Raw genomic sequence first — 19,371 nt, 5'->3', positions numbered from 1 at the left:
CTAGGCCGATCGCAAAGTGCTGCTTTTGCAAGTCCCAAGCCCGTGATTGCCCGGCGCTGCGACATCAGAACCGCTCGGCTTGGCCTGACGCGATTTCGTCAACAATGACAATCCCCATTACCGCAGGGCGCCGGCCGTCCACGCGCCTCCTGGACTGGCGGACACGGCACGTCTGCGTAGGAACAGAAGACGCAGCAGTCCCCCGTCTTTGGCCGAAGCAACGTCCCGCAGCCCTTGCACTCATAGAAGAACTGGCAGGCATCGACCGGCATCGTTTCGGCAGCCCGATGTCCGCAATGGGGACAGGTAAGTGTGGTTGTGAGTTGAGTCATGCGGATCGCACCTGCTCGACAATCAGTGGAGAGAATGCTCGCACTGGCCGTGATCCGCCAGCATCTCGATCACGCGCCGACGACCGCGAGCAGCATGATCAGGATTTGTTTTGGCGACAAGCGTGCCACCATCATCATCGGCTCAGGCTGATTTCGAAAAGCAGCATTTGCAAGGGAATTTCTAAGCCGTGCTCATCCGTTTCGGCGCCAGCATCATGTCATCCGCCCGACACTTCTGGGTGCTGTGTCAATTCAGGTTGCCGTTTCAATCGGCAGCCCGGCAGCCTTCCATTCCGGGTAGCCATCCTCAAGTCGGTGAACTGCGTAGCCGAGCGTTCGCAACGCCGCGACAGCCTCGAACGAGAGAACGCAATAAGGGCCACGGCAATAGGCGATGACCTCCCGGTTCGCAGGAAGCTCCGCCAGCCGGCGTTCAAGTTCAGCGAGCGGGATGTTGAGCGCCCCCGGAAGATGTCCGAGCGAAAATTCGTCCTCCGACCGGACGTCGAGAACCGTGACAAGGCCGTCATGCAGTCTTGAGACAAGGTCTTCGCGCGAAACAGCCTCCAACGCGTCGCGAGCGTGGAAGTAGTCGATCATGACGCGATTGACCTCCGCGACGTTCCGCTCGCCCACGCGCCCCAGGGCCTTCATCAATTCAACCACCTGGGTATCTCCGGCAAGACGATATAGCACATGCTTGCCGCGCCGCTGCGCCTCGACAAGTCGCGCGCGTCGAAGGATTTGAAGGTGGCGCGAGGCGTTGGCAAAGTTGAGGCTCACCCGTGCCGCAAGTCCCTCGACGCTCCGTTCACCCTGGGCAAGATGTTCCAGCAATTCCAGCCGGTGCGCGTGCCCGAGAGCTCGGGCCACTTCGGCAAGGCTGGCGAAAATCGCCTGTTTTGGCCCGATGCTTGACATGCGCTCTTCTCGATGAAACATTCAGCAGAATAATTGAATGTTATATCAGGCGAGGTAGGGAGCGCAAGTCATGATCCTCAGACAATTCCTCCATTCCGATCCCGTCGCCGCCTCTTATCTGTTCGGCTGCGGCGGCAAGTCGGCCGCCGCCGTCGTCGATCCGGTCGGCGACATCGCGCCTTATCTCGAGGTTGCCGAGGCAACCGGCATGCGCATCCTCTATGTGGTCGACACGCACATTCATGCCGACCACATTTCTGCCGGGCGGGCGCTCGCCGCAGCTTCCGGCGCGCAATATGTGCTGTTCGAAGGCGCGGAAGCCGGTTTCCCGTTTGTGCGCGCCAAGGACGGCGACGTGCTCGAACTCGGCAACGTGTCCATGACCGTCATGCACACGCCCGGGCACACGCCGGAGCACATCTCGCTCCTGGTCACCGACAGGACACGCGCGGCCGAGCCATGGTTCGTGCTGACAGGCCACACTCTCATGGTTGGCGATCTCGGACGAACCGAACTTGCAACCAGCGCCGAGGCCGGCGCGCGCACGCTGTTTTCCAGCGCGCGGCGCCTCAAGCAGCTGCCGGATCACGTCGAAGTGCTGCCCGGCGCCTTTTCCGGCTCGGTCTGCGGGCGCTCGCTCAGCGGCAAGCCGACATCGACGATTGGCTTCGAGAAACGCTTCAACAAGGCGTTCCGCATCGACGAGGAGGACGCTTTCGTCGCCACGATGATCGCGGACATACCGCCCCCACCGCCGGACGCGGCACGCAACCGCGCCGCCAATGCCGGCCTGGCCGCCGCCGCGGCCTGAGCGATGATCGACTCGGCATCGGTTTCGCAGCCAGCAGGCTCGACCGTCAGGCTTGGGCTCAAGGAAAACTGGCGGCAGTTTGCTCTGCTGATGCTGGTAAACGCCTTTGTCGGCGGCATGGTCGGGATCGAACGAACGGTCGTGCCGCTGATGGGGTCGGAAGAGTTCGGCATTACCTCAACGACGCTCATCGTCTCCTTCATCGTGAGCTTCGGCGTGGTCAAGGCGCTTGCCAATCTCGTCTCCGGCCAACTCGCCGATACCTGGGGCCGCAAGCGCGTTCTCGTCCTCGGCTGGCTTGTGGGCTTGCCGGTTCCGTTCATGATCATCTGGGCCCCAAGCTGGGGATGGGTGATTGCGGCTAATGCACTGCTCGGCATCAACCAGGGACTCGCCTGGTCGATGACGGTGGTGATGAAGGTCGATCTCGTCGGCCCGAAATCGCGAGGCCTTGCCGTCGGCCTCAATGAATTTGCCGGCTATCTCGCTGTCGGCGTGACGGCGTTCCTCACAGGCTATCTTGCCTCGCGATATGGTCTGCGTCCCGTACCCATGTACCTCGGGATCGGCTATGCCGTCATCGGCACAGTGTTGTCGGTGCTACTCATTCGCGACACGCGCGACCACCTCCGGCTTGAGGTATCCGCTCACGCACAGCAATCCGCGCCGATCAGCTTCCGGGAGGTTTTTGCGCTGACCTCGTTTCGGAATCGCAATCTGTTCGCCGCATCGCAAGCCGGCCTCGTCAACAACCTCAATGACGGCATGAGCTGGGGTATTTTCCCATTGTTCTTCGTGTCCTTCGGACTTGGCATCGAGCGCATCGGCATTCTGAAGGCGATCTATCCCGCGACCTGGGGAATACTGCAGATCGTTACCGGCCCCTTGAGCGATCGCTGGGGTCGCAAGGGCCTGATCGTCGCCGGAATGTGGATCCAGGCCGGCGGCCTGTTTCTCACCGCGGCCACAAGCCGGTTCGAATGGTGGCTCGTCGGCAGTCTTCTTCTCGGCCTTGGAACGGCGATGGTCTATCCGAGCTTGATCGCGGCCGTTTCCGACGCCTCGCATCCAAGCTGGCGCGCCCGCTCGCTCAGCGTCTATCGGTTCTGGCGCGATCTCGGCTACGCGATCGGAGCGCTCTCCGCAGGGCTCATCGCCGATCGCTTCGGGCTCTCATGGGCGATCACATCTATCGCCGCATTGACGTTTCTCTCAGGCGCGATTGTTGCCATCGTGATGCGGGAGGCTGCCAAGGGCTGATCCCGTCCGACGGTCGGTTGTCGTGAACGGCATGATTGGATCAATGAACTCGGCCCCCTACAAAAAGCAGAATTTAGCTAGCTTGAATGAGCTTTTTCATCTGTTGCCGGTCTTCCGGTGACCACTGCTCAGGGTTCTCCTGATGAGCGATGGCGGCGTGAAGCTCGATGTGTTTCCACAGTTCAGTTTCAGTCTCAGCCATAAACGACCCTGGACAGGCTTCCATTCCAGGGTAGTCCTTGCACCGATATGAATAGGCCATATCTTCACCTCCCTAGTTTGCTTACATAGCAAGCGAGGACACGGCGCGTTTGTCAATTCACAGTTATGGGCCGAGCCGATTTGAAACTGACCCACTACTGAGAAGCCGGCTAAGCGTGGCCCCTATTCAACCAAGGGCCGGGGCGGTTGGCACCAGAGCCCCAGCCCTATGAGCCCCGCTGGTATCAGGCTGGTACCAGTTCGATAATACGCATGATGCTGGGTTTGTCGCTCTTGTTCGTGTCGGTTTCTAGGTTCCCGACAGGGCAGAAATAGATGTCGCCGGGCTGTAACGTCATCGGTTCCTTCCCTTTGATTTCCGCATAGAGCGGTGCACCTTGAATTTCGCATATGTCCACGGTTTTAGACCCCGGGTCCGTGAACGTTGATCCGGGCTGGAAGGTGATTTCCATGAGCAGCGCCTTCGAGAAGCCGGGAACCGGCCCTATAGGCGCTACCTCTTTGAACGTTTTCAATGTAACTCCTGGAGCAAGTTCCTCGACTTTCGCTTCGTCCGCCACTGCGGGCGAGCTTCCTCCGAACAGCACAGCTGCGCCGCCGCACCGAAGATCAACACCGACCGCCGATCAAATTCAGACTTTGCTTCAGTATGTTCCATGCATTCCTCCCGTTTATTTTTGGAAGTCAACAAGCCAGTATAGCATTTAATGGCGCAACCTTCCATCGGGACAAGGCCGCGGTAGTGGGTCAGTTTGAAATCTGCGGGACGCAACGGATAAAAGTGTGACGACTTTAGCGTCTCTCAAAACCTGGGCAAAAAGCATAAAGCGTGACGTGGTGGCGCTCTGGATAGCCGCGCGCGATCCGCGCGTCCTTGGTATGCGAAGCAGCGGGCGTCGCCGCCGCTTATGCCTTAAGCCCAATTGATCTCATACCCGAGGTCGGGCTACTTGCGCTACAGGCGCTTCTACTCGGGATCTATGTGACGATCCCAGTTCCGGCATGTGGGCTCAAGCTCGCGAGCATTGGTGGGATCGCCAATTACATCGGCATCGCTTGCCCGATTTGCAACAAGCTCTTGCAGTTCATGTTCGGCGCTAGCGCGCTGCTGACATATCTGGAACCGGTCCGGATCTACCTGGCGGCGGGCGGAGCGCTCGTGACGATGGTCGCTGTTTACGTCCGGTGGCGCAACTTTCGGTTTATTTCATCTCCCCCACTGCCTTCCTTCCGCAGCCACCCCCCGCAGCTGTCTAGGTACGGTGACCACACAGATGTGTTCACGTAGTTCGCAAGGATGTATGTATCTGGTGAACTTCGCGGCAGTGGCAAGTCGGGGCGCTGTAATTCAGCGCCCCGTCTTTAAGTTGGCTAACCAGCCATCGTGCGGCAGGCTTCGGCGCATTGCCGGCAAGTGTCGACACACTCCTGCATGTCGCCGAGGCGCTCGCAATCATCCGCGCATTGGGCACAGATCTCCGCGCACTCACGGCAAACATGCTTGTGATGCTCGGAGCCGAGCAACATGAAATGTGCCGATGTTCGGCAGATTTCGGCGCAGGCCATCATCAAGGTGAAATGCTTCCTCTCGGTGTGCTCTCCGCCCATTTCCAGGCAGTGACCCATCGCAGTCGAAAGGCATGTTGAATAGCAGCGCAAGCATTCCTCGATGCAGGCCCTCATTTTCGGACTCAGTTGGTGCATGGAAATTCTCCTTTAAATGCTCGTATCGAATGCGGGTGCGCTTGACTATTTTGCATTGGTCTTGAGCCACTTCGTGTAGTCCTTGATTTCCTTCTTCTGAGCATCGATGACCATCTGCGCCTTTTTCTTAGCGTCGGCGTTGTCGCCGTATTTGAGCTCGACCTCCGCCATATCGATAGCGCCCTGGTGATGGGCGATCATCCCGCAGATGAAGGCCACGTCAGCATCCTTGGCTTTGATGCCTTCCATCATGGCTGGCTCCATTTTCGTCATTGACGCCATGTATGCTTGGTGGGCTTCGTCCATTCCGGATGCGTCCATCTTTGGCGTATCCATGCCAGACATTTGTTCGGTGCCGGCTTGACGGCATTGCTTCGGCAGTGGTGAAGCCTGTGCGGAACCTTCCTGGCTAAGAGCGGCTGAACTTGCGCCCGCCAACAGAGTAGCTGTTGCAAGGGCGATTATGACGTTACGCATGATATTTCTCCGATGTAATTTGGATTGGTAGACAGCGACGCGGCTGTCCGATGAACGGATGGGGTACCAAGTTTCTAAAGGGATTGTTTTGGCGGTCGTTCCAGCTGGCCTGACGCGTGGGACTGGAACGGGTCCGTCTTTCCTGTAGCCGCGTCTGAACTCGGCGGCCGGAATGCCAGCGCAAAAGAACCAGGAGTGATCCCCGCCGTGCAATGCAGTGGCATGCAACAGCGGCGGTCCCCGATAACTTTATCGCAATTGACGACAACGTGAGTTCCGGCCGACGCGATGGCTTCGGCTACAGCAAGTCTTTCTGGCACTCGGGCCGGCGTAGCCGCGACAAATGCCATCGCTGCCGCGATGCAAACCGCCAGGATCAGGATGTGTAGCCGTCGATTGTCCACGAGACTGATAGCCTCCAATTTTGGCTAACGGACACCTGTCGGTCTTTGTTCCTAGAGAAGCTTAGAAAGAGCAAATTCCGATCGCCATGATTGTGAACAAGCCGGGCGACTGAAGCGAGAGGCTTCCGCCCTGCCAGAGGAACGATCAGGCGATTGCATGCTTTGCGGCACCATACGTGCTTAGCCGCGAAAAATGGCATGTCGGCGTCACGGGTACGTCGATGAATAAACTATGGTCGTTGTTGCTATGGAACGCTCGCGCTCTGGGTTCCGTTTGCCGGGCTGGAACACTGGAATGGCGATGTCTGTTCCCGCCAAAGGCGGTATAGATGCTCTCTAGACAGAGCCGGACCCGAAACCATGCCCGCGAAGCTTTCCGTCAATCTCAACGCCATCGCCATGCTGCGCAACCGGCGCGACCTGCCATGGCCGAGCGTGATCGGGCTCGGGCGCTTAGCCCTTGCCGCCGGCGCGCATGGGCTGACGGTGCATCCGCGCCCCGACGAACGGCACACGCGGCACTCCGACCTGCCGGAGATCAGGGCGCTGATCGACGACGAGTTTCCCAAAGCCGAATTCAACATCGAGGGTTATCCGAACGAGGATTTTCTGGCGCTGGTGGAAAAGCACCAGCCCGAACAGGTGACGCTGGTACCGGACGATCCGGCGCAGGCGACCTCCGACCATGGCTGGAACTTTGTCGCCGAGGCTGCGTTCCTCACTCCCATTGTCAAGCGCCTGAAAAAGGCGGGTGTTCGCGTGTCGCTGTTTTCCGACTCCCATCCTGAAGGTGTTACGGCCGCGCGCGACACCGGCGCCGACCGGATCGAGCTCTACACGGGTCCCTATGGAAGCTGCCATTCCGATTCCGCCAAGGCGGCCAAGGAGCTGGAAAGATTGGGAAAAACCGCCGACGCAGCCCTTGCCGCCGGGCTTCAGGTCAATGCCGGGCACGATCTGGTGGTGAACAATTTGCCGGCACTGGCAAAGCGCATCCCGGCCTTGGCCGAAGTGTCAATCGGACATGGGTTGACAGCCGATGCGTTGGAGTATGGCATGGCCGGCACAGTCGGACGGTTTCTGAAAGCCTGCGGGTGGTAGACGCTTGCGTTGGGCAAAGGACTGGGAAACGCCCAAGCAATCGATAACTGCTAGCCCTTTGCGCCACAGGACAATTCAAGCTTCGTCGCAAATATCTTGCTCATGTCAGTCCCGGCGGGATCGTTGAAAAACGCGTCCGTGAGGGTTTTCTGATTTTGCGAAATGGCTTCGTTGGCATTCGGCCTTATGACTGTGCGCGTGCACGCCGCGGGCAACCGGTCGACCACCAAATTGTCATCCGTCAGAAAATCAATGGCGGTGTAGAAGCTTGGATCGTAAACCCCAAAATCGATCTTTCCGGCAAGCATCAGGGGCGTCTTGGGCTTTGATTCGAACGAGACGATCAACTGGTCATTGTCAAATTTTGTCGTGAGCGAAGGTGGAGGATCGATCAAAATGTCTTTTCCATCGACGGTTACGAGCTGAAAATAGTTGTAGTCAGCAAGCGATGCATAGACCGTTTCGGAAACAAGATTCATCTCTGTTTTGTCGAGCTTGAGATCGAAATTCTTGTCGAACTCCATCATCACCGTGCTGGAAAATATTTCGTCGAAGCGCCACAAATGCTGCAGCGAGTTTACGGACGATTGGTCAAGGGAAAGCGTGATGCGGAGGCTCGCTTCGGCAAAAACATGAGGGTGTGCGTTTGCAGGAACCGTCAAGCAAAAGGCGATCATCGGCGCGATTGAAGTGAGCTTGAATGCCGACTTGCGACTCATCGGTACGCCTCCAAGGCAGGAGAGCAAAGCTTGGGCCGGTTGCGACAAAAGCATGGTTCTAAACAACGGCTCGATTCAAACCGATAGACTGAGCGTTGGCCGGCGTGCTGCACCTGTCGCAGAATCTCAGCAAATTGTTGCACAGTCATCGCCCTTGGCGCTCGCTACTCTCAAGTGGTCGCTGTCTTCCTGCTTGAGCAGGTCGTCGATGCGCTGGCGCTCGCGCTTGAAGGCAACAAGGTCGTCGCCCTTCAGAACCTTGCCGACCGGCAGGCGAACGCGCATCGCATCGACCTTGGTGCCGTTGACGATCAACTCGTAGTGGAGATGGGGACCCGTGGAAAGACCGGTCGAGCCAAGATAGCCGATGACCTGTCCTTGCCTCACTCTCGCGCCCGGCACGATGCCGCTGGCAAAGGCATTCTGGTGATTGTAGGACGTCTCATAGCCGTTGGCGTGGCGTAGTACAGTCTGCTTGCCATAGCCACTGGCCCATCCAGCCTTCTCGACGACGCCGTTGCCGGCGGCAATAATCGGCGTTCCGATCGGGGCGGCCCAATCAGTTCCGGTATGCATTTTGACGTAACCGAGGATCGGGTGACGCCGAAGTCCGAAGCCAGAGGTAAACCTGCCATTGGGAACCGGGTTGCGCAGCAGAAACTGCTCGGCGCTGCTGCCATTCTCGTCGAAATAATCGGTGCCGCCGTCCTGCATCTGGAATCGGTAGAAAGTGTGTACCGTGCCGCCAAAGGTCGACGAGACATAAAGCAGTTCGGACTCGTCGGACGCATGGTCGTCGCTGTCTGGTTGCGAGAACAGCACATCAAGGCGGTCCGACGGATTGAGCCGCGACTGGAAGTCGACGTCAGATGCCAGCAGCTTGACCAGCTGCTGCGTCATCTTTTTCGAAATGCCGTAGGAATAGGCGGCGCGGTAGATGCCGTCATAGATGTTCGGCAGATTGCCGCGCACCGCCACCGGCGGCGAATCGTCGAATGCGGTCAGCAGCTCGGGATTGGCCTCCGGCTCCTGCGCCGGCACATACTGGCCGTGATCGTCGAGCGCGATGGTGACGATGTGCTGGGTCCTGTCGTAGACGCTGGTGCGGACGACCTTGGCGGCGTCGCCATGGACCTCAAGCCCGACGCGCAGCACGGTTCCCGCCTTGAGCGCCGGCGCATTCAGCAATTTGGCGATCGCCTCCACCATGCCGGTAGCGTCGTCGCCCGTATAGCCCGAATCGGCGAAAGCCTCTGATATGTCGAGGTCCTTGGTGAAAGGGATGATTTCCTCGGCGAAAGCCGGCGTCTGATCGTCGGCAACGGCGCGCGGCGACACCGAGACGTTTTCCGGCACGATCTTGACGTCGTAGGAGCCGGCCATGCTTTCGGCAAAGGCATCGCCGAAGCGCTGCGGATCAACATAATGCAGCGATGCGACCTGCACGGCGCCGTCGCTCAGACCTGTGGCGGCCCCGCGCACCACCTTTTCGACCTCGTCGGCGGAAAGATCGCTCTTTTCATCGAAAGATGCCGTCTCGATCGGGAAATCGACGGTCTTCAAACTCATTTCACTTTCGACCTTGGCGCCATAGATCTGGCCGACGCCCGCATCGGTGGGCGCCGGCTGCTCGGCGCCGTCGTCGGCAAACACCTGCAGCGGGTCGAAGGGCGGGTAGGGGCGGTTGGTCGTGTGTCCGGCGGCAAGCGCCATCTTGATCTGCACGAAGGGCATGGTGTGGATGACGTCTCGGTCACCGACCTTGGTCACCATCGACACTTCCATGCGCCTCCGGTCCTTGGCCTTGGCGATCTGCCTTAGAGCCACAAGCCTGGTCATCTTGGCGACTTCGCCGGAATCGCCGCCGTTTTCGAGGTGAGCCAACTCGGCGATCTCGGGTGGCGTCGCCAGTTGCTGGCGTCCATCAACAGCTGCGAACAGTGCCACGCCCATCAGCACACTCGAGGTCACGCCGGTGAGGAAGGTGCCCGACAGCCAGCGCGCCGAAATCTCGCGCCGGTCAGGCGGGCGGCTTCGGCCATCTGCGACCAGCGGCGGCTCATTGCCGAGCGCAGCGATGACATCTTCCGTGTCTGGCATCCAGAAAGGCGCTTCTTCCCCGAGGCGGAGCGGCTTTCCGCCGCATTGAGCCGAAACAGTTGCCCGTCACGACTGGCAAAGTCAACGACAAGGCTGCCTAAAGCCGGACTCTGTTGGTTCGGCCCCATCGTCCAGACCGGTTTCCGATGGCAATGAGGCGGCAGTTGGGTCCAAATGTGGCGATCCCAACTTGGCAATGGAAGTCGTCTGGTGAGGGGCTTTCGTCGTTTGTATTTGCCCACATCACCAACAGTGGCTGGGCGAACGGATGAGACGGATCTTTGGAACCTCAACGCGGCGGATGGTCGGTGGGTGTGGCTCACTCCGCAGTTTTCAGACGCGCGCGCGATGGACCATCCCGAGGGGACGGGGCTTGGACTCCGAAGCGCGAACATAGTCGCTCGTTGGTAGGTCTTCACTCCAATACCGAACGGCGGCATCGCCCAGTGGTCTTGAGTTGTTGCATAACGGCCGCTCCTCGAGCCGTCCGGGTAACCATGCTGCCCATCTGCTTGTCTATCTAATTGACACGGACTGTAAATCGCCTTTAACATTTCGTTAACTAACAGGGGCGAGCGGGATAAATGATTTCCTTTTCGACGGCGCGGGTCGTGCGCGCTTGTGCCGGGATTGTTGCCGGACTGGCTGTTTCGGCATGGTCGGCAGCGGCGCTTGCTGCCCATCCGATGGCAACGGGCGGTCTCACTTCGCAGCCGATCGGACACCATGATTTCTGCAAGGCCAACCCGGCCGAATGCTCGATTCGCCCGAGCAACCTCGCTCCGGCGAGAATGACGGACGCGCTCCTTCGGAAGCTGACAAGCGTCACCGTAAGGGTCAATGCCGCCGTCAAGCCGGTGAGCGACTACGACATTTACGGCCAGGACGAAGTCTGGGCTTATCCTGACAAGGGTGTTGGCGACTGCGAGGACTATGTTCTGGAAAAGCGACGTGAGCTTTACCGCATGGGACTGTCGTTTGCCGACCTTCTGATCACTGTCGTGCGCAAGCCGGACGGGGAGGGCCATGCGGTCCTGACCGTGCGCACTGACAAGGGCGATTTTCTCCTCGACAATCTGACCGACACGGTCCGGCAATGGGACGAAACAGACTATAGCTTCTTGAAGCGTCAGGCGATCGACAACACCGGACGCTGGGTCTCGATCCGCGACGGCCAGCCGTTGTTGGTCGGGGCGGTGCAGTAAGACCGTCCTGCCTTACATTCGGCTCCGCCAGGTCCAAGAAATTCCATGCGGCTTGGGCATTGTCACCCATACGCCATTTAAGCCTCCCGTTCATCATTCGCTCGGACTGTGCGGGTCCGCCAAGGCGGCCTCCGGCCGGCTAATCGGCACGTCGTCCAACGACGTTCTCTTGGCAAGGGCCGCTGCGCCGCGGCTTTGGAGAAGTTTCCGGAAGCTTGGGTGCATGCCTCCGTCTGAATAGGCATGAGCTTCGATAGTTGCGCCGGAGGCGAGAAGCGCCTGCGTCTTGCGTGCATCGGCATCGTCTCGAGCGGCCACAGCCCCATTTTCCGAATTTAGCAAAGGTGGACATGAAGCCAGCGGATCGCGTGGATCGCCGCCTTCAAACTCCGCGTCGAAAACATACCGTCTCCCGCAGTACGAGACCTTCGGCGGGCGGCGAGTGACTTCGAAATTGTCGTAGCCCTGCTTAAGGTTTGTCCAGAAACCAAAATTGGGGTCATTGCGGTTCCTTGCCATGTTTTCGGGGGTCATCCGGAATGGAAAAGCCTGCACCTGAAATGATGACTGACCGCCCCTTATGGCTTCGCGGACGACCGTGTAGATTTCCGCAACACCGGCATCCGTCAGCGCGAAACATCCCGACGATGAACATGCACCATGAACCATCAACGCTTCGCCGCTATAGCCAAGGGCGCTTTCAAGCTTGTTGGGGTAACCGAGGTTGAAGGACAGATAATATTGAGAATTCGGATTCAGCATGCCCGCGGACACCTGATAGAACCCTTCTGGAGCCTGACGGTCACCATTCCTGGTTTTGGGTCCAAGTTTGCCGGACCAGCGGCACATTGGAAAGGTCTTCAAGAGTGCATAGCGCCCAGAGCGATCACGTTTCCAGATCTCTAGCTCACTCTCATCCTTGAATATCCGGATCAGAATCGGATCGGCCGGCGTCATTTTCCGCCTGCTCATATCGCTGACGAGGCTTGCATTGATTGGCTGGTTTGCTTTGTCAGCGACTTCGAGAACGGTCGACACGCATCCTGACACAAAAATTGCAAGCGCCGACAAAGTCAAGAATTTGGAAAGTTTCTGACGCACTGTGATCTCGTCCTCTTTAGGATCAGCTTCCGGCGCGCACCCCGCCATGGTGAGTCCGATGTCGCAGGTGTTGCAGATAGCAGTAGCAACATTGTCCGTCAGCAGAGTTAACGAAATTTGACCGCGCTGGAGCGTGCTTCTTCGGGCTGGCCATCCATTACTTGGTCTGGAAGCGCGCCACCGACAGGAATTTGACGGCGTTGCCGGTGAACCGGTTGACGTCGGCAATTTGGTTGTCCGACTGGAAGCCTGCAGTATATACCTCGCTCGGCGGGGTATGGACGATATTGTAGGCGTAGCGCGGCGCTGTCGTTGCGCTGGAAACGGTGGCAACGTTTTCGCCGCTGTTCAGTGCCCAGCGGGCGGCCTGCGGCGCGGCGGCAAGTGTCACTGCTGCCCTGTGACCATGTTGTGGGTCACCGGCGATGGCTCTGGATTCCTTGCCAGTGGTCTTCGCGCCTAAGCTGATCGCCAAAGCCGGATCGGAACCCGCTGGAAGGACGGCGGTGGCACTGCGCGGCGATGCGGCATCGATGCCGGAGGGGTCGGTGAAGGCCGATAGAGAGGCGACCTGATATGCGTCGGTCGTGCTTGCTTGATCGACAACGGCCTTATCCGGCCGCTGCACCGGGAGGGCGTCAGTGGCAGTCGGGTTGTGCGACGCCGCGTCCTCCAGCGCCAGCACGTCGTTGTCTTGCGGCGGCCCAAGGAAAGTATGGTCCGGACGCCAAGTCGGCATAGGGATGCTGTTGACCGCGACCAGCGCCGGATCGGCGACACCGGGCGCTGTCGCCAGAGTCTGCTCGGTCGCGTCAGCCATGCCGGACGGAATATTTTCAGGCGTCTGGGAGCTAACATCGGTCTTCGGACGCGGTGCGAAATCAGGCAGCGGGATGCTGCGCGCCGGCAGCGCCGCGATGATCGTCTCCGGCGTCTCCTGCTGCGGCTCCGAAGTGGTGTCATCGGCGACCTGCGGAATCTCGGCACGCTGCGCATCCTTCGGCGCGACGATGGCAATGCCCGGCAGGTTGCTGCTCTTGGCGTTCGCTGCCGGCTTCGCGGCCCTCGGCTTGGGCGCAGTCGCAACACTGGCATCGGCGCTGTCGTCGGCTTCGTCGTCACCGCCACCGAAGAAGGCAGAGAGGAACCCACCGGATTTCTTGGTGCTGCCACCTGCGCTGGCCAGTTCGATGGCCGGAGCGCCAGCGCCCTTGCGCGACTTGTAGGAGGCGAGCGCCTGTGCATAGCCGGGCAGCGGCTTGCCATCGCTCGGCACATGCAGTGTTTTGCCATCCGGGAACACACTGACGAGTTCCTGGCGGCTGATGCCGGGCCAGTGGCGCACATTGCCGACATCCATGTGGACGAAGGGCGAGCCGGACGACGGATAGTAGCCGACGCCGCCACCTTGCATCTTGAGACCGATGTTGCGCAGCTTCTTTAGCGGCACGCCTGGAATGTAGAAGTCTATGGCCTTGCCCAGCATATGCTGGCTTTTCTCGGCCACACCCCTGCTGCGGCTGCGTAGCATCGAGTTCGTCGCCGGCGAACGATAGCCACAGACGACCTGGATGTAGTCGGTGGCGCCGCTGGCCCGATAAGCCTGCCAGATCAGGTCCAGCAGGCGCGGATCCATCTTGGTCGGCTCATTGCGGCGCCAGTCGCGCAGGATGAGGTTGATCTTCCTGAGCCCATCCGGGTCGTAGCGGCCGTTGCGCTTGTAGACGATCTCCGCCTTTTCCTGCGTGTGGAGGTGATAGAGTTTCAGAGAGCGTGTCTCTGCGCTGGCGCCGGTCGTGGCCGTTGAAAGGAAACAGACGGCAAGAATTGCCGCTGCCAGCCATCTCGACCAGCCATTCAAATGACAATGCCGCCCGTTTGTATGTCGTTCGACTCTCAAATCAAAAGGCCTTGCAGGCTGCCGTTTGTCCCCGGATTTGCCCAAACGGATGCGTTGTTGTCACATCCGATATCGATCCTAAATGGTTAATCATCGCTTACTGGAGCCGAAATGCGGTAACACCGTGGCGATATCCGGTCAAAAGAACGAACAGGGCGCGTCTGTCTGAGCAATCGGCGGTGGCGGCGCTCGCGATCCGACGAAGGGTTTTGCTCTAACATCGCAGATTTTCGTTTTGGCTTGCCAAATTCGTATTTCGAGATCAGCCTGAGAACATGAAGGCACGATCGTCGCCAAAACACGTCCTTGCCATGCTGCTCGCGGTCTTCCTGACTGTCGGGTTTAGCTTTTCTGCCGCTCAGGCCAACGTCATGTCGGCCAAGATGACTATGATGACCGGCAGCGGCATGACCATGCCCGCCGATGTCGGCATGGCCACCGGTTCCGCCATGAACGGCGATTGCAAGGCTTGCCTCAAGGGCGCGGGCGACAAGGGCAACCCGATGCACTGTCCGCCGGTATGCGTCGCACCTGTCCTGGCTGTGCTGCCTCAAGATCTCGCCATGAGGATGGTTCTGCGGGTCCAGAAGCCATCGGCGCTACCAGCCCCGTTCCTGCGCGGGCGAAGTTCCGTGCCCGACCCATTCCCTCCAAGACCCATCGATCTCGTCTGACGCTGGTTCAGTCGTCCTGCGGCTGATTTCTGGCGTTTGATCACCCGCTGCGCGCGTTTGCTCGGCGGGTGCGGACAGCAATCAATCGATGGCCGCCATCGATTGAGATCGCCGAGGGCACAAGGGTGAATTCCGATTTCAGTCATTTCATGTCGCGCCGCGGATTTCTCGTTGCGGCGGCGGGCGTTGCCTCGACAACCCTGTTGACCGCGAGGTCACTCCGGGCATCTGAGGTCGATGAGCGTGAGTTGAGGGCAGCGCACGGCCGCGCCAGCCTTGCTGGTCCGGATAGTCCTTGGACTACGGTCTGGGCTTATGACGAGGCGGTGCCCGGCCCGACATTGCGCGTGCAGCAGGGCAGGCCGGTTCGCATCACGGTCCAGAACGGGCTCTCCGAGGATACTACGGTTCACTGGCATGGAATCCGGCTGCAAAACGCCATGGACGGCGTGCCCGGCCTGACACAAGCACCGATCAAGCCGGGAACAAGCTTTGTCTATGAGTTCACGCCGCCCGACGCCGGTACCTTCTGGTACCACCCGCACGCCGACAGCCTCGTGCAGCTTGGCCGTGGACTCGCCGGCGCCCTCATCGTCGAGGAGGCCGAGCCGATTGTTGTGGATCGCGACCTTGTGTGGATGCTCCAGGACTGGCGGCTGACCGGCGATAGGCAGATCGCCGCCGGCTTTGGCAGCGCGATGGATGCGGCTATGTCCGGTCGCGTCGGCAATGTCGTCACCATCAACGGCACGGTGCCGGCAGATCAAGGCGTGAAAGCGGGCGAGCGCGTCAGGCTGCGGCTGATCAACGCCTCGCTGGCCCGCATCATGGCGCTGCGCTTCGAAGGCCACCGCCCGGTCGTCGTCGCGATCGACGGCCAGCCCTGTGACCCGCATGAACCGGAAGACGGCCGCCTGGTGCTGGCGCCGGCCATGCGCATGGATGTGGTGCTCGATATGCAAGGCGACCCCGGCAGCCGCCATGCCGTGACTGACGATTTCTATGACGGCCTCGCCTACACGCTGACCACGCTTGCCTATGATGCCATGCCGCCGCTGCGGGCCAACCCTCTCGACGGAACTGTCGGCTTGCCGGCCAATCCGCTGCCGGAACCCGACCTGGCCAATGCCGAACGCCAGCAGATCGTGCTGCAGGGCGGCATGATGGGCGGCGGCAAACTCGCAGGCGTCGGCGGCATGATGGGCATGGCGATGCCCGGCATGAACGGCGCCGCTGCCTGGGCGATCAACGGCATGTCGATGACCGGCGACGGCCACGCCGGCATGGCGCCGCAATTCACGCTGGAACGCGGGAAGACCTGTCATCTCACCATCCGCAACGAAACCGCCTGGTGGCATCCCATGCACATCCACGGCTTCAGCATGCTGGTGCTTTCGCGCAATGGTTCGCCGGTGCCGCACCGGCAATGGCAGGACACGGTGCTGCTCGCTCCCAAGGACAGGATCGAATGCGCCTTCGTCGCCGACAATCCAGGCGACTGGATGCTGCACTGCCATGTCGCCGACCACCAGATGGCCGGTTTGATGACCATCTTCCGAGTGACCTGAACCCTTCCATTCAACCAAGGAGAACTACAATGAAACTGACCTACTCTCTCGCCGCCTTCGCGGTCGCCATAGCAACGCCGCTGCCCGCTGTTGCGGCGACGATCAATGCCGTGATGTACAAGAACCCGCAATGCAGCTGCTGCGAATCCTATGCCAGGTATCTGGACCACAACGGCTTCAAGGTCGAAATCAAACCCGTCAACAACCTGTCCCAGATCAGCAGCGATGCCGGCGTGCCCGCCGATCTCGAAGGCTGCCACACTCTGATGGTCGACGGCTATGTCGTCGACGGGCTGGTGCCGGTCGACATCGTCAAGAAACTGTTGACCGAACGGCCTGCCATCACCGGCATCACGCTTGCCGGAATGCCGACCGGCGCTCCCGGCATGGGTGGCGAGAAAGACGGGACCTGGAAGATCTACGCTTTCACGAAGGACGGCAGAGCACCTACCGTCTACGCAACGGAGTGAGGGCATTGCGATGATGGCCAATATGTCCGATTGCCCTGCCAAAACCTGGCTGGCCATGACGTTTCTGTCCGTTGCGGGCTTTCTTGTCCTGGTAGTTTTGTTGCTCACCGTGGCGGCACTCGCAAGATATGTGCGAACGGGGCAGGGAATCACGTTTGGCAGGGGGCATGATGGCCCGCGGTGACATCCTTGGATCAGATCGGCCCGCCAGCCGGCCCGTTTGGCGGCGGCTGCTGGTCGTCCTGCCTGTGATGGTTTTCGTCGGACTTGCCATCGTGCTTGCCTGGGGGCTCACACGCAACGCGTCGGATATTCCATCGGCGCTGATCGGCAAGCCGGTGCCCGAGTTCAGCCTGCCGCCGGTCCAGGGCCGCACCCTTGGCTTGTCGAGCGGCGACCTCCGGGGCGACGTTTCGCTGGTCAACGTCTTCGCTTCCTGGTGCCTGGCGTGCCGCGAGGAGCATCCAGTTTTCGTGCTGCTGGCGGCAAGCAAGACCGTGCCGCTGCATGGGCTCAACTACAAGGACAGGCCCGACGACGTGGCGAGATGGCTCGACACGATGGGCGATCCATACACCCGTACCGGCGCGGACTTGAACGGCCGCGTCGCCATCGACTGGGGCGTCTACGGCGTACCTGAAACCTTCGTGGTCAGCGCCGACGGCCGCATTGCCTACAAGCACATTGGCGCGGTCACGCAAGAGGCGCTCGACAAGACGATCCTGCCGCTGGTCGAGCGCCTGAGGACGGAAGCGAAGGAGCGGCAACCATGAAGATGCTCGCTCTCGTCCTCTTCGGCGCAATACTCGCGGTGAAGCCCGCAACCGCTATCGAGCCGCCGCAGAATTTTGCCGTCCACGAGGCTCCCCTGCCGGTGCCGGAAATCAGCTTCGAGGATGCCGGCGGGCAACCCAGAACGCTCACGGATTTCCGCGGCAAGGTCGTGCTGCTCAACATCTGGGCGACATGGTGCGCGCCCTGCCGGAAAGAGATGCCGACGCTCGACCGGCTGCAGGCCAATCTCGGCGGGCCAGATTTCGAGGTCGTCGCGCTGTCGATAGATCGCAGCCCGGACATGGTGAAACAGTTCTTCACGGAGATCGGCATCGCTCATCTCGCCCTCAACATCGACACATCGAGCAAGGCAATGTTCGCGCTCGGCGTCTTCGGTCTGCCGACAACCTTGCTGATCGACAGCAAGGGCAAGGAAGTCGGTCGGCTGATCGGTCCGGCCGAATGGGACGCGCCCGACATGGTCGCGTTCATCCGAGGCTATGTCGCCGCAGACTGAGAAAGGAAAATGAGATGACCACCACGGAACTGACCCGAGCCAAGGACTCGCCCGTTGGCGACTTCGCCATCCGCAACTATCTCGGCGATCGGCGGGGCCTGATCGCTGCAGGCGCGGTCATTGCCATTGCCGGCCTCGCCTTCAACTGGACCTGGCTGGTCGCGGTCGGCGTCGCGCCGCTGTTGCTCAGCGTCCTGCCCTGCGTCGCCATGTGTGCGCTTGGCCTCTGCATGAACAGGATGACCGGCCGCGCCTGCTCGACCGAAAAAGTTACCCCAAAAGCCGACGGTGACAGCGATGGGGCCGCCGCGGTGCCCATCAATCTGAAAGACAATAGGTGATGTTCGTCCTGGTCCAAAACGAGCCGAAGGCTCTGTCGCCGGGGATGCACCAGCTGTGCAGCCTCATCGCGCTGGCAGCGCTGGTTTTGAGCTTTGTCCATAGCGCGGAAGCGCACTCGCTGGATGAGGTCGACGCAATGCTTCAAGGCGACGAAAAATATTTCCAGCAGATCGACAAGCCGGCGCCCGATTTTACGCTGCGCACCGCCGATGGGCGCGTGGTGCGGATGGCCGATCTGCGTGGCAAGGTCGTCGTCCTTCACTTCATCTACACCTCGTGTCCGGATGTATGCCCTCTCCATGCCGAGAAGATTGCCGAGATCCAGACGATGGTGAACGGCACCCCGATGAAGGATCAGGTCACCTTCGTGACCATCACGACGGATCCCACGAGAGACACGCCGGACGTGCTGCGCAATTACGGGCCGGCCCATGGGCTCGACCCGGTGAACTGGTTGCCCCTGACCACGACCCAGGAACAGCCGGAGGACACGACCCGCAAATTGGCGGAAGCCTTCGGCCACAAGTTTGCCCTGACGGATGACGGCTATCAGATGCACGGCACCGTCACCCATGTGATCGACAAGCAGGGCCGCTGGCGGGCGAATTTCCATGGCCTGAATTTTGCGCCGATCAATCTCGTCACCTTCGTCAACGCGCTCACCAACGACGTCGAGCGTCCGCACCATGAGCAGGACGAAGGGTGGCTGGCAAAACTGAAAGACCTCTTTTGACGCAGTTTTCATCGGCGGCATGCCGACCCGGCCGCC

Annotated in this window: 21 protein-coding genes and 1 pseudogene; 12 read left to right on the top strand and 10 right to left on the bottom strand. The window is 60.2% G+C overall.

Features of this window, described 5'->3' with window-relative positions:
• Positions 1-98: 98 nt before the first annotated feature.
• Positions 99-332 carry a GDCCVxC domain-containing (seleno)protein gene (locus AC56QQ_RS28975; protein ID WP_497124257.1) on the bottom strand — a complete coding sequence of 78 codons (234 nt, stop codon included), beginning with the start codon at positions 330-332 and terminating at the stop codon, positions 99-101.
• Between the two features lie 252 nt (positions 333-584).
• Positions 585-1,253 (bottom strand): ArsR/SmtB family transcription factor, encoded by a 669-nt coding sequence (locus AC56QQ_RS28970; protein ID WP_497124256.1) that lies wholly within the window; start codon positions 1,251-1,253, stop codon positions 585-587.
• A gap of 70 nt (positions 1,254-1,323) precedes the next feature.
• On the opposite strand from AC56QQ_RS28970, the gene AC56QQ_RS28965 reads away from it, so the two are divergent.
• Positions 1,324-2,064, top strand: coding sequence for an MBL fold metallo-hydrolase (locus AC56QQ_RS28965; RefSeq protein WP_497124255.1), 741 nt, complete (start codon positions 1,324-1,326; stop codon positions 2,062-2,064).
• Positions 2,065-2,067: 3 nt separating this feature from the next.
• Entirely contained in the window at positions 2,068-3,324 is a 1,257-nt protein-coding gene (locus tag AC56QQ_RS28960; RefSeq protein WP_497124254.1) for an MFS transporter, read from the top strand.
• A 73-nt stretch (positions 3,325-3,397) separates the two neighbouring features.
• Here AC56QQ_RS28960 and AC56QQ_RS28955 read toward each other — a convergent pair whose 3' ends face one another.
• Positions 3,398-3,586 (bottom strand): DUF1059 domain-containing protein, encoded by a 189-nt coding sequence (locus tag AC56QQ_RS28955; protein WP_497124253.1) that lies wholly within the window; start codon positions 3,584-3,586, stop codon positions 3,398-3,400.
• A 184-nt stretch (positions 3,587-3,770) separates the two neighbouring features.
• A complete protein-coding gene (locus AC56QQ_RS28950; protein ID WP_497124252.1) occupies positions 3,771-4,106 on the bottom strand; it encodes a hypothetical protein in 336 nt (111 codons plus the stop codon).
• A 223-nt stretch (positions 4,107-4,329) separates the two neighbouring features.
• Here AC56QQ_RS28950 and AC56QQ_RS28945 point away from each other — a divergent pair.
• Positions 4,330-4,486, top strand: a pseudogene (locus AC56QQ_RS28945) (YkvA family protein); the annotation flags it as partial.
• Positions 4,487-4,917: 431 nt separating this feature from the next.
• Here the strand turns inward: AC56QQ_RS28945 and AC56QQ_RS28940 are convergent.
• Entirely contained in the window at positions 4,918-5,250 is a 333-nt protein-coding gene (locus tag AC56QQ_RS28940) for a four-helix bundle copper-binding protein (RefSeq protein WP_497124251.1), read from the bottom strand.
• A 45-nt stretch (positions 5,251-5,295) separates the two neighbouring features.
• On the bottom strand, positions 5,296-5,727 hold the full coding sequence (gene copM, locus AC56QQ_RS28935) for a CopM family metallochaperone (RefSeq protein WP_497124250.1): 432 nt from the start codon (positions 5,725-5,727) through the stop codon (positions 5,296-5,298).
• A 764-nt stretch (positions 5,728-6,491) separates the two neighbouring features.
• Between copM and AC56QQ_RS28930 the strand changes: the two genes are divergently transcribed.
• Complete coding sequence (locus AC56QQ_RS28930) at positions 6,492-7,232, top strand: pyridoxine 5'-phosphate synthase (RefSeq protein ID WP_497124249.1); 741 nt, start codon at positions 6,492-6,494, stop codon at positions 7,230-7,232.
• 50 nt (positions 7,233-7,282) lie between these two features.
• Here AC56QQ_RS28930 and AC56QQ_RS28925 read toward each other — a convergent pair whose 3' ends face one another.
• Entirely contained in the window at positions 7,283-7,951 is a 669-nt protein-coding gene (locus AC56QQ_RS28925; RefSeq protein WP_497124248.1) for a DUF1007 family protein, read from the bottom strand.
• 126 nt (positions 7,952-8,077) lie between these two features.
• Positions 8,078-10,051 carry a M23 family metallopeptidase gene (locus AC56QQ_RS28920; RefSeq protein ID WP_497124247.1) on the bottom strand — a complete coding sequence of 658 codons (1,974 nt, stop codon included), beginning with the start codon at positions 10,049-10,051 and terminating at the stop codon, positions 8,078-8,080.
• A 584-nt stretch (positions 10,052-10,635) separates the two neighbouring features.
• On the opposite strand from AC56QQ_RS28920, the gene AC56QQ_RS28915 reads away from it, so the two are divergent.
• A complete protein-coding gene (locus AC56QQ_RS28915; protein ID WP_497124246.1) occupies positions 10,636-11,256 on the top strand; it encodes a transglutaminase-like cysteine peptidase in 621 nt (206 codons plus the stop codon).
• Positions 11,257-11,349: 93 nt separating this feature from the next.
• On the opposite strand, the gene AC56QQ_RS28910 is transcribed toward AC56QQ_RS28915, so the two are convergent.
• The gene (locus tag AC56QQ_RS28910; protein ID WP_497124245.1) at positions 11,350-12,357 is read right to left on the bottom strand and encodes a L,D-transpeptidase family protein; all 1,008 of its coding nucleotides are present in this window, start codon (positions 12,355-12,357) and stop codon (positions 11,350-11,352) included.
• Between the two features lie 157 nt (positions 12,358-12,514).
• The gene (gene mepK / locus AC56QQ_RS28905) at positions 12,515-14,218 is read right to left on the bottom strand and encodes a peptidoglycan L,D-endopeptidase MepK (RefSeq protein ID WP_497124244.1); all 1,704 of its coding nucleotides are present in this window, start codon (positions 14,216-14,218) and stop codon (positions 12,515-12,517) included.
• 350 nt (positions 14,219-14,568) lie between these two features.
• Between mepK and AC56QQ_RS28900 the strand changes: the two genes are divergently transcribed.
• The 7 genes from AC56QQ_RS28900 (at position 14,569) to AC56QQ_RS28870 (ending at position 19,335) form a co-directional block, all read left to right on the top strand.
• Positions 14,569-14,931, top strand: a complete 363-nt coding sequence (locus tag AC56QQ_RS28900; RefSeq protein ID WP_497124243.1) for a hypothetical protein — start codon at positions 14,569-14,571, stop codon at positions 14,929-14,931.
• A gap of 149 nt (positions 14,932-15,080) precedes the next feature.
• A complete protein-coding gene (locus AC56QQ_RS28895; RefSeq protein ID WP_497129161.1) occupies positions 15,081-16,499 on the top strand; it encodes a multicopper oxidase family protein in 1,419 nt (472 codons plus the stop codon).
• Between the two features lie 29 nt (positions 16,500-16,528).
• Positions 16,529-16,969 carry a DUF411 domain-containing protein gene (locus AC56QQ_RS28890; RefSeq protein ID WP_497124242.1) on the top strand — a complete coding sequence of 147 codons (441 nt, stop codon included), beginning with the start codon at positions 16,529-16,531 and terminating at the stop codon, positions 16,967-16,969.
• Between the two features lie 170 nt (positions 16,970-17,139).
• The gene (locus tag AC56QQ_RS28885) at positions 17,140-17,742 is read left to right on the top strand and encodes a DsbE family thiol:disulfide interchange protein (protein ID WP_497124241.1); all 603 of its coding nucleotides are present in this window, start codon (positions 17,140-17,142) and stop codon (positions 17,740-17,742) included.
• Entirely contained in the window at positions 17,739-18,260 is a 522-nt protein-coding gene (locus tag AC56QQ_RS28880; protein WP_497124240.1) for a TlpA family protein disulfide reductase, read from the top strand. Before AC56QQ_RS28885 ends, AC56QQ_RS28880 begins: the two co-directional genes overlap by 4 nt.
• Before the next feature lie 14 nt (positions 18,261-18,274).
• Entirely contained in the window at positions 18,275-18,601 is a 327-nt protein-coding gene (locus tag AC56QQ_RS28875) for a hypothetical protein (protein ID WP_497124239.1), read from the top strand.
• Positions 18,601-19,335: an SCO family protein gene (locus tag AC56QQ_RS28870; protein WP_497124238.1), complete on the top strand. Its 735-nt coding sequence runs from the start codon at positions 18,601-18,603 to the stop codon at positions 19,333-19,335. Before AC56QQ_RS28875 ends, AC56QQ_RS28870 begins: the two co-directional genes overlap by 1 nt.
• Positions 19,336-19,371: the final 36 nt, after the last annotated feature.

It is taken from the genome of Mesorhizobium sp. RCAM 05099, from assembly GCF_059683685.1.
Note: the sequence above shows the minus strand (reverse complement) of the source record. Positions and strands in the feature narration are given on the sequence as shown.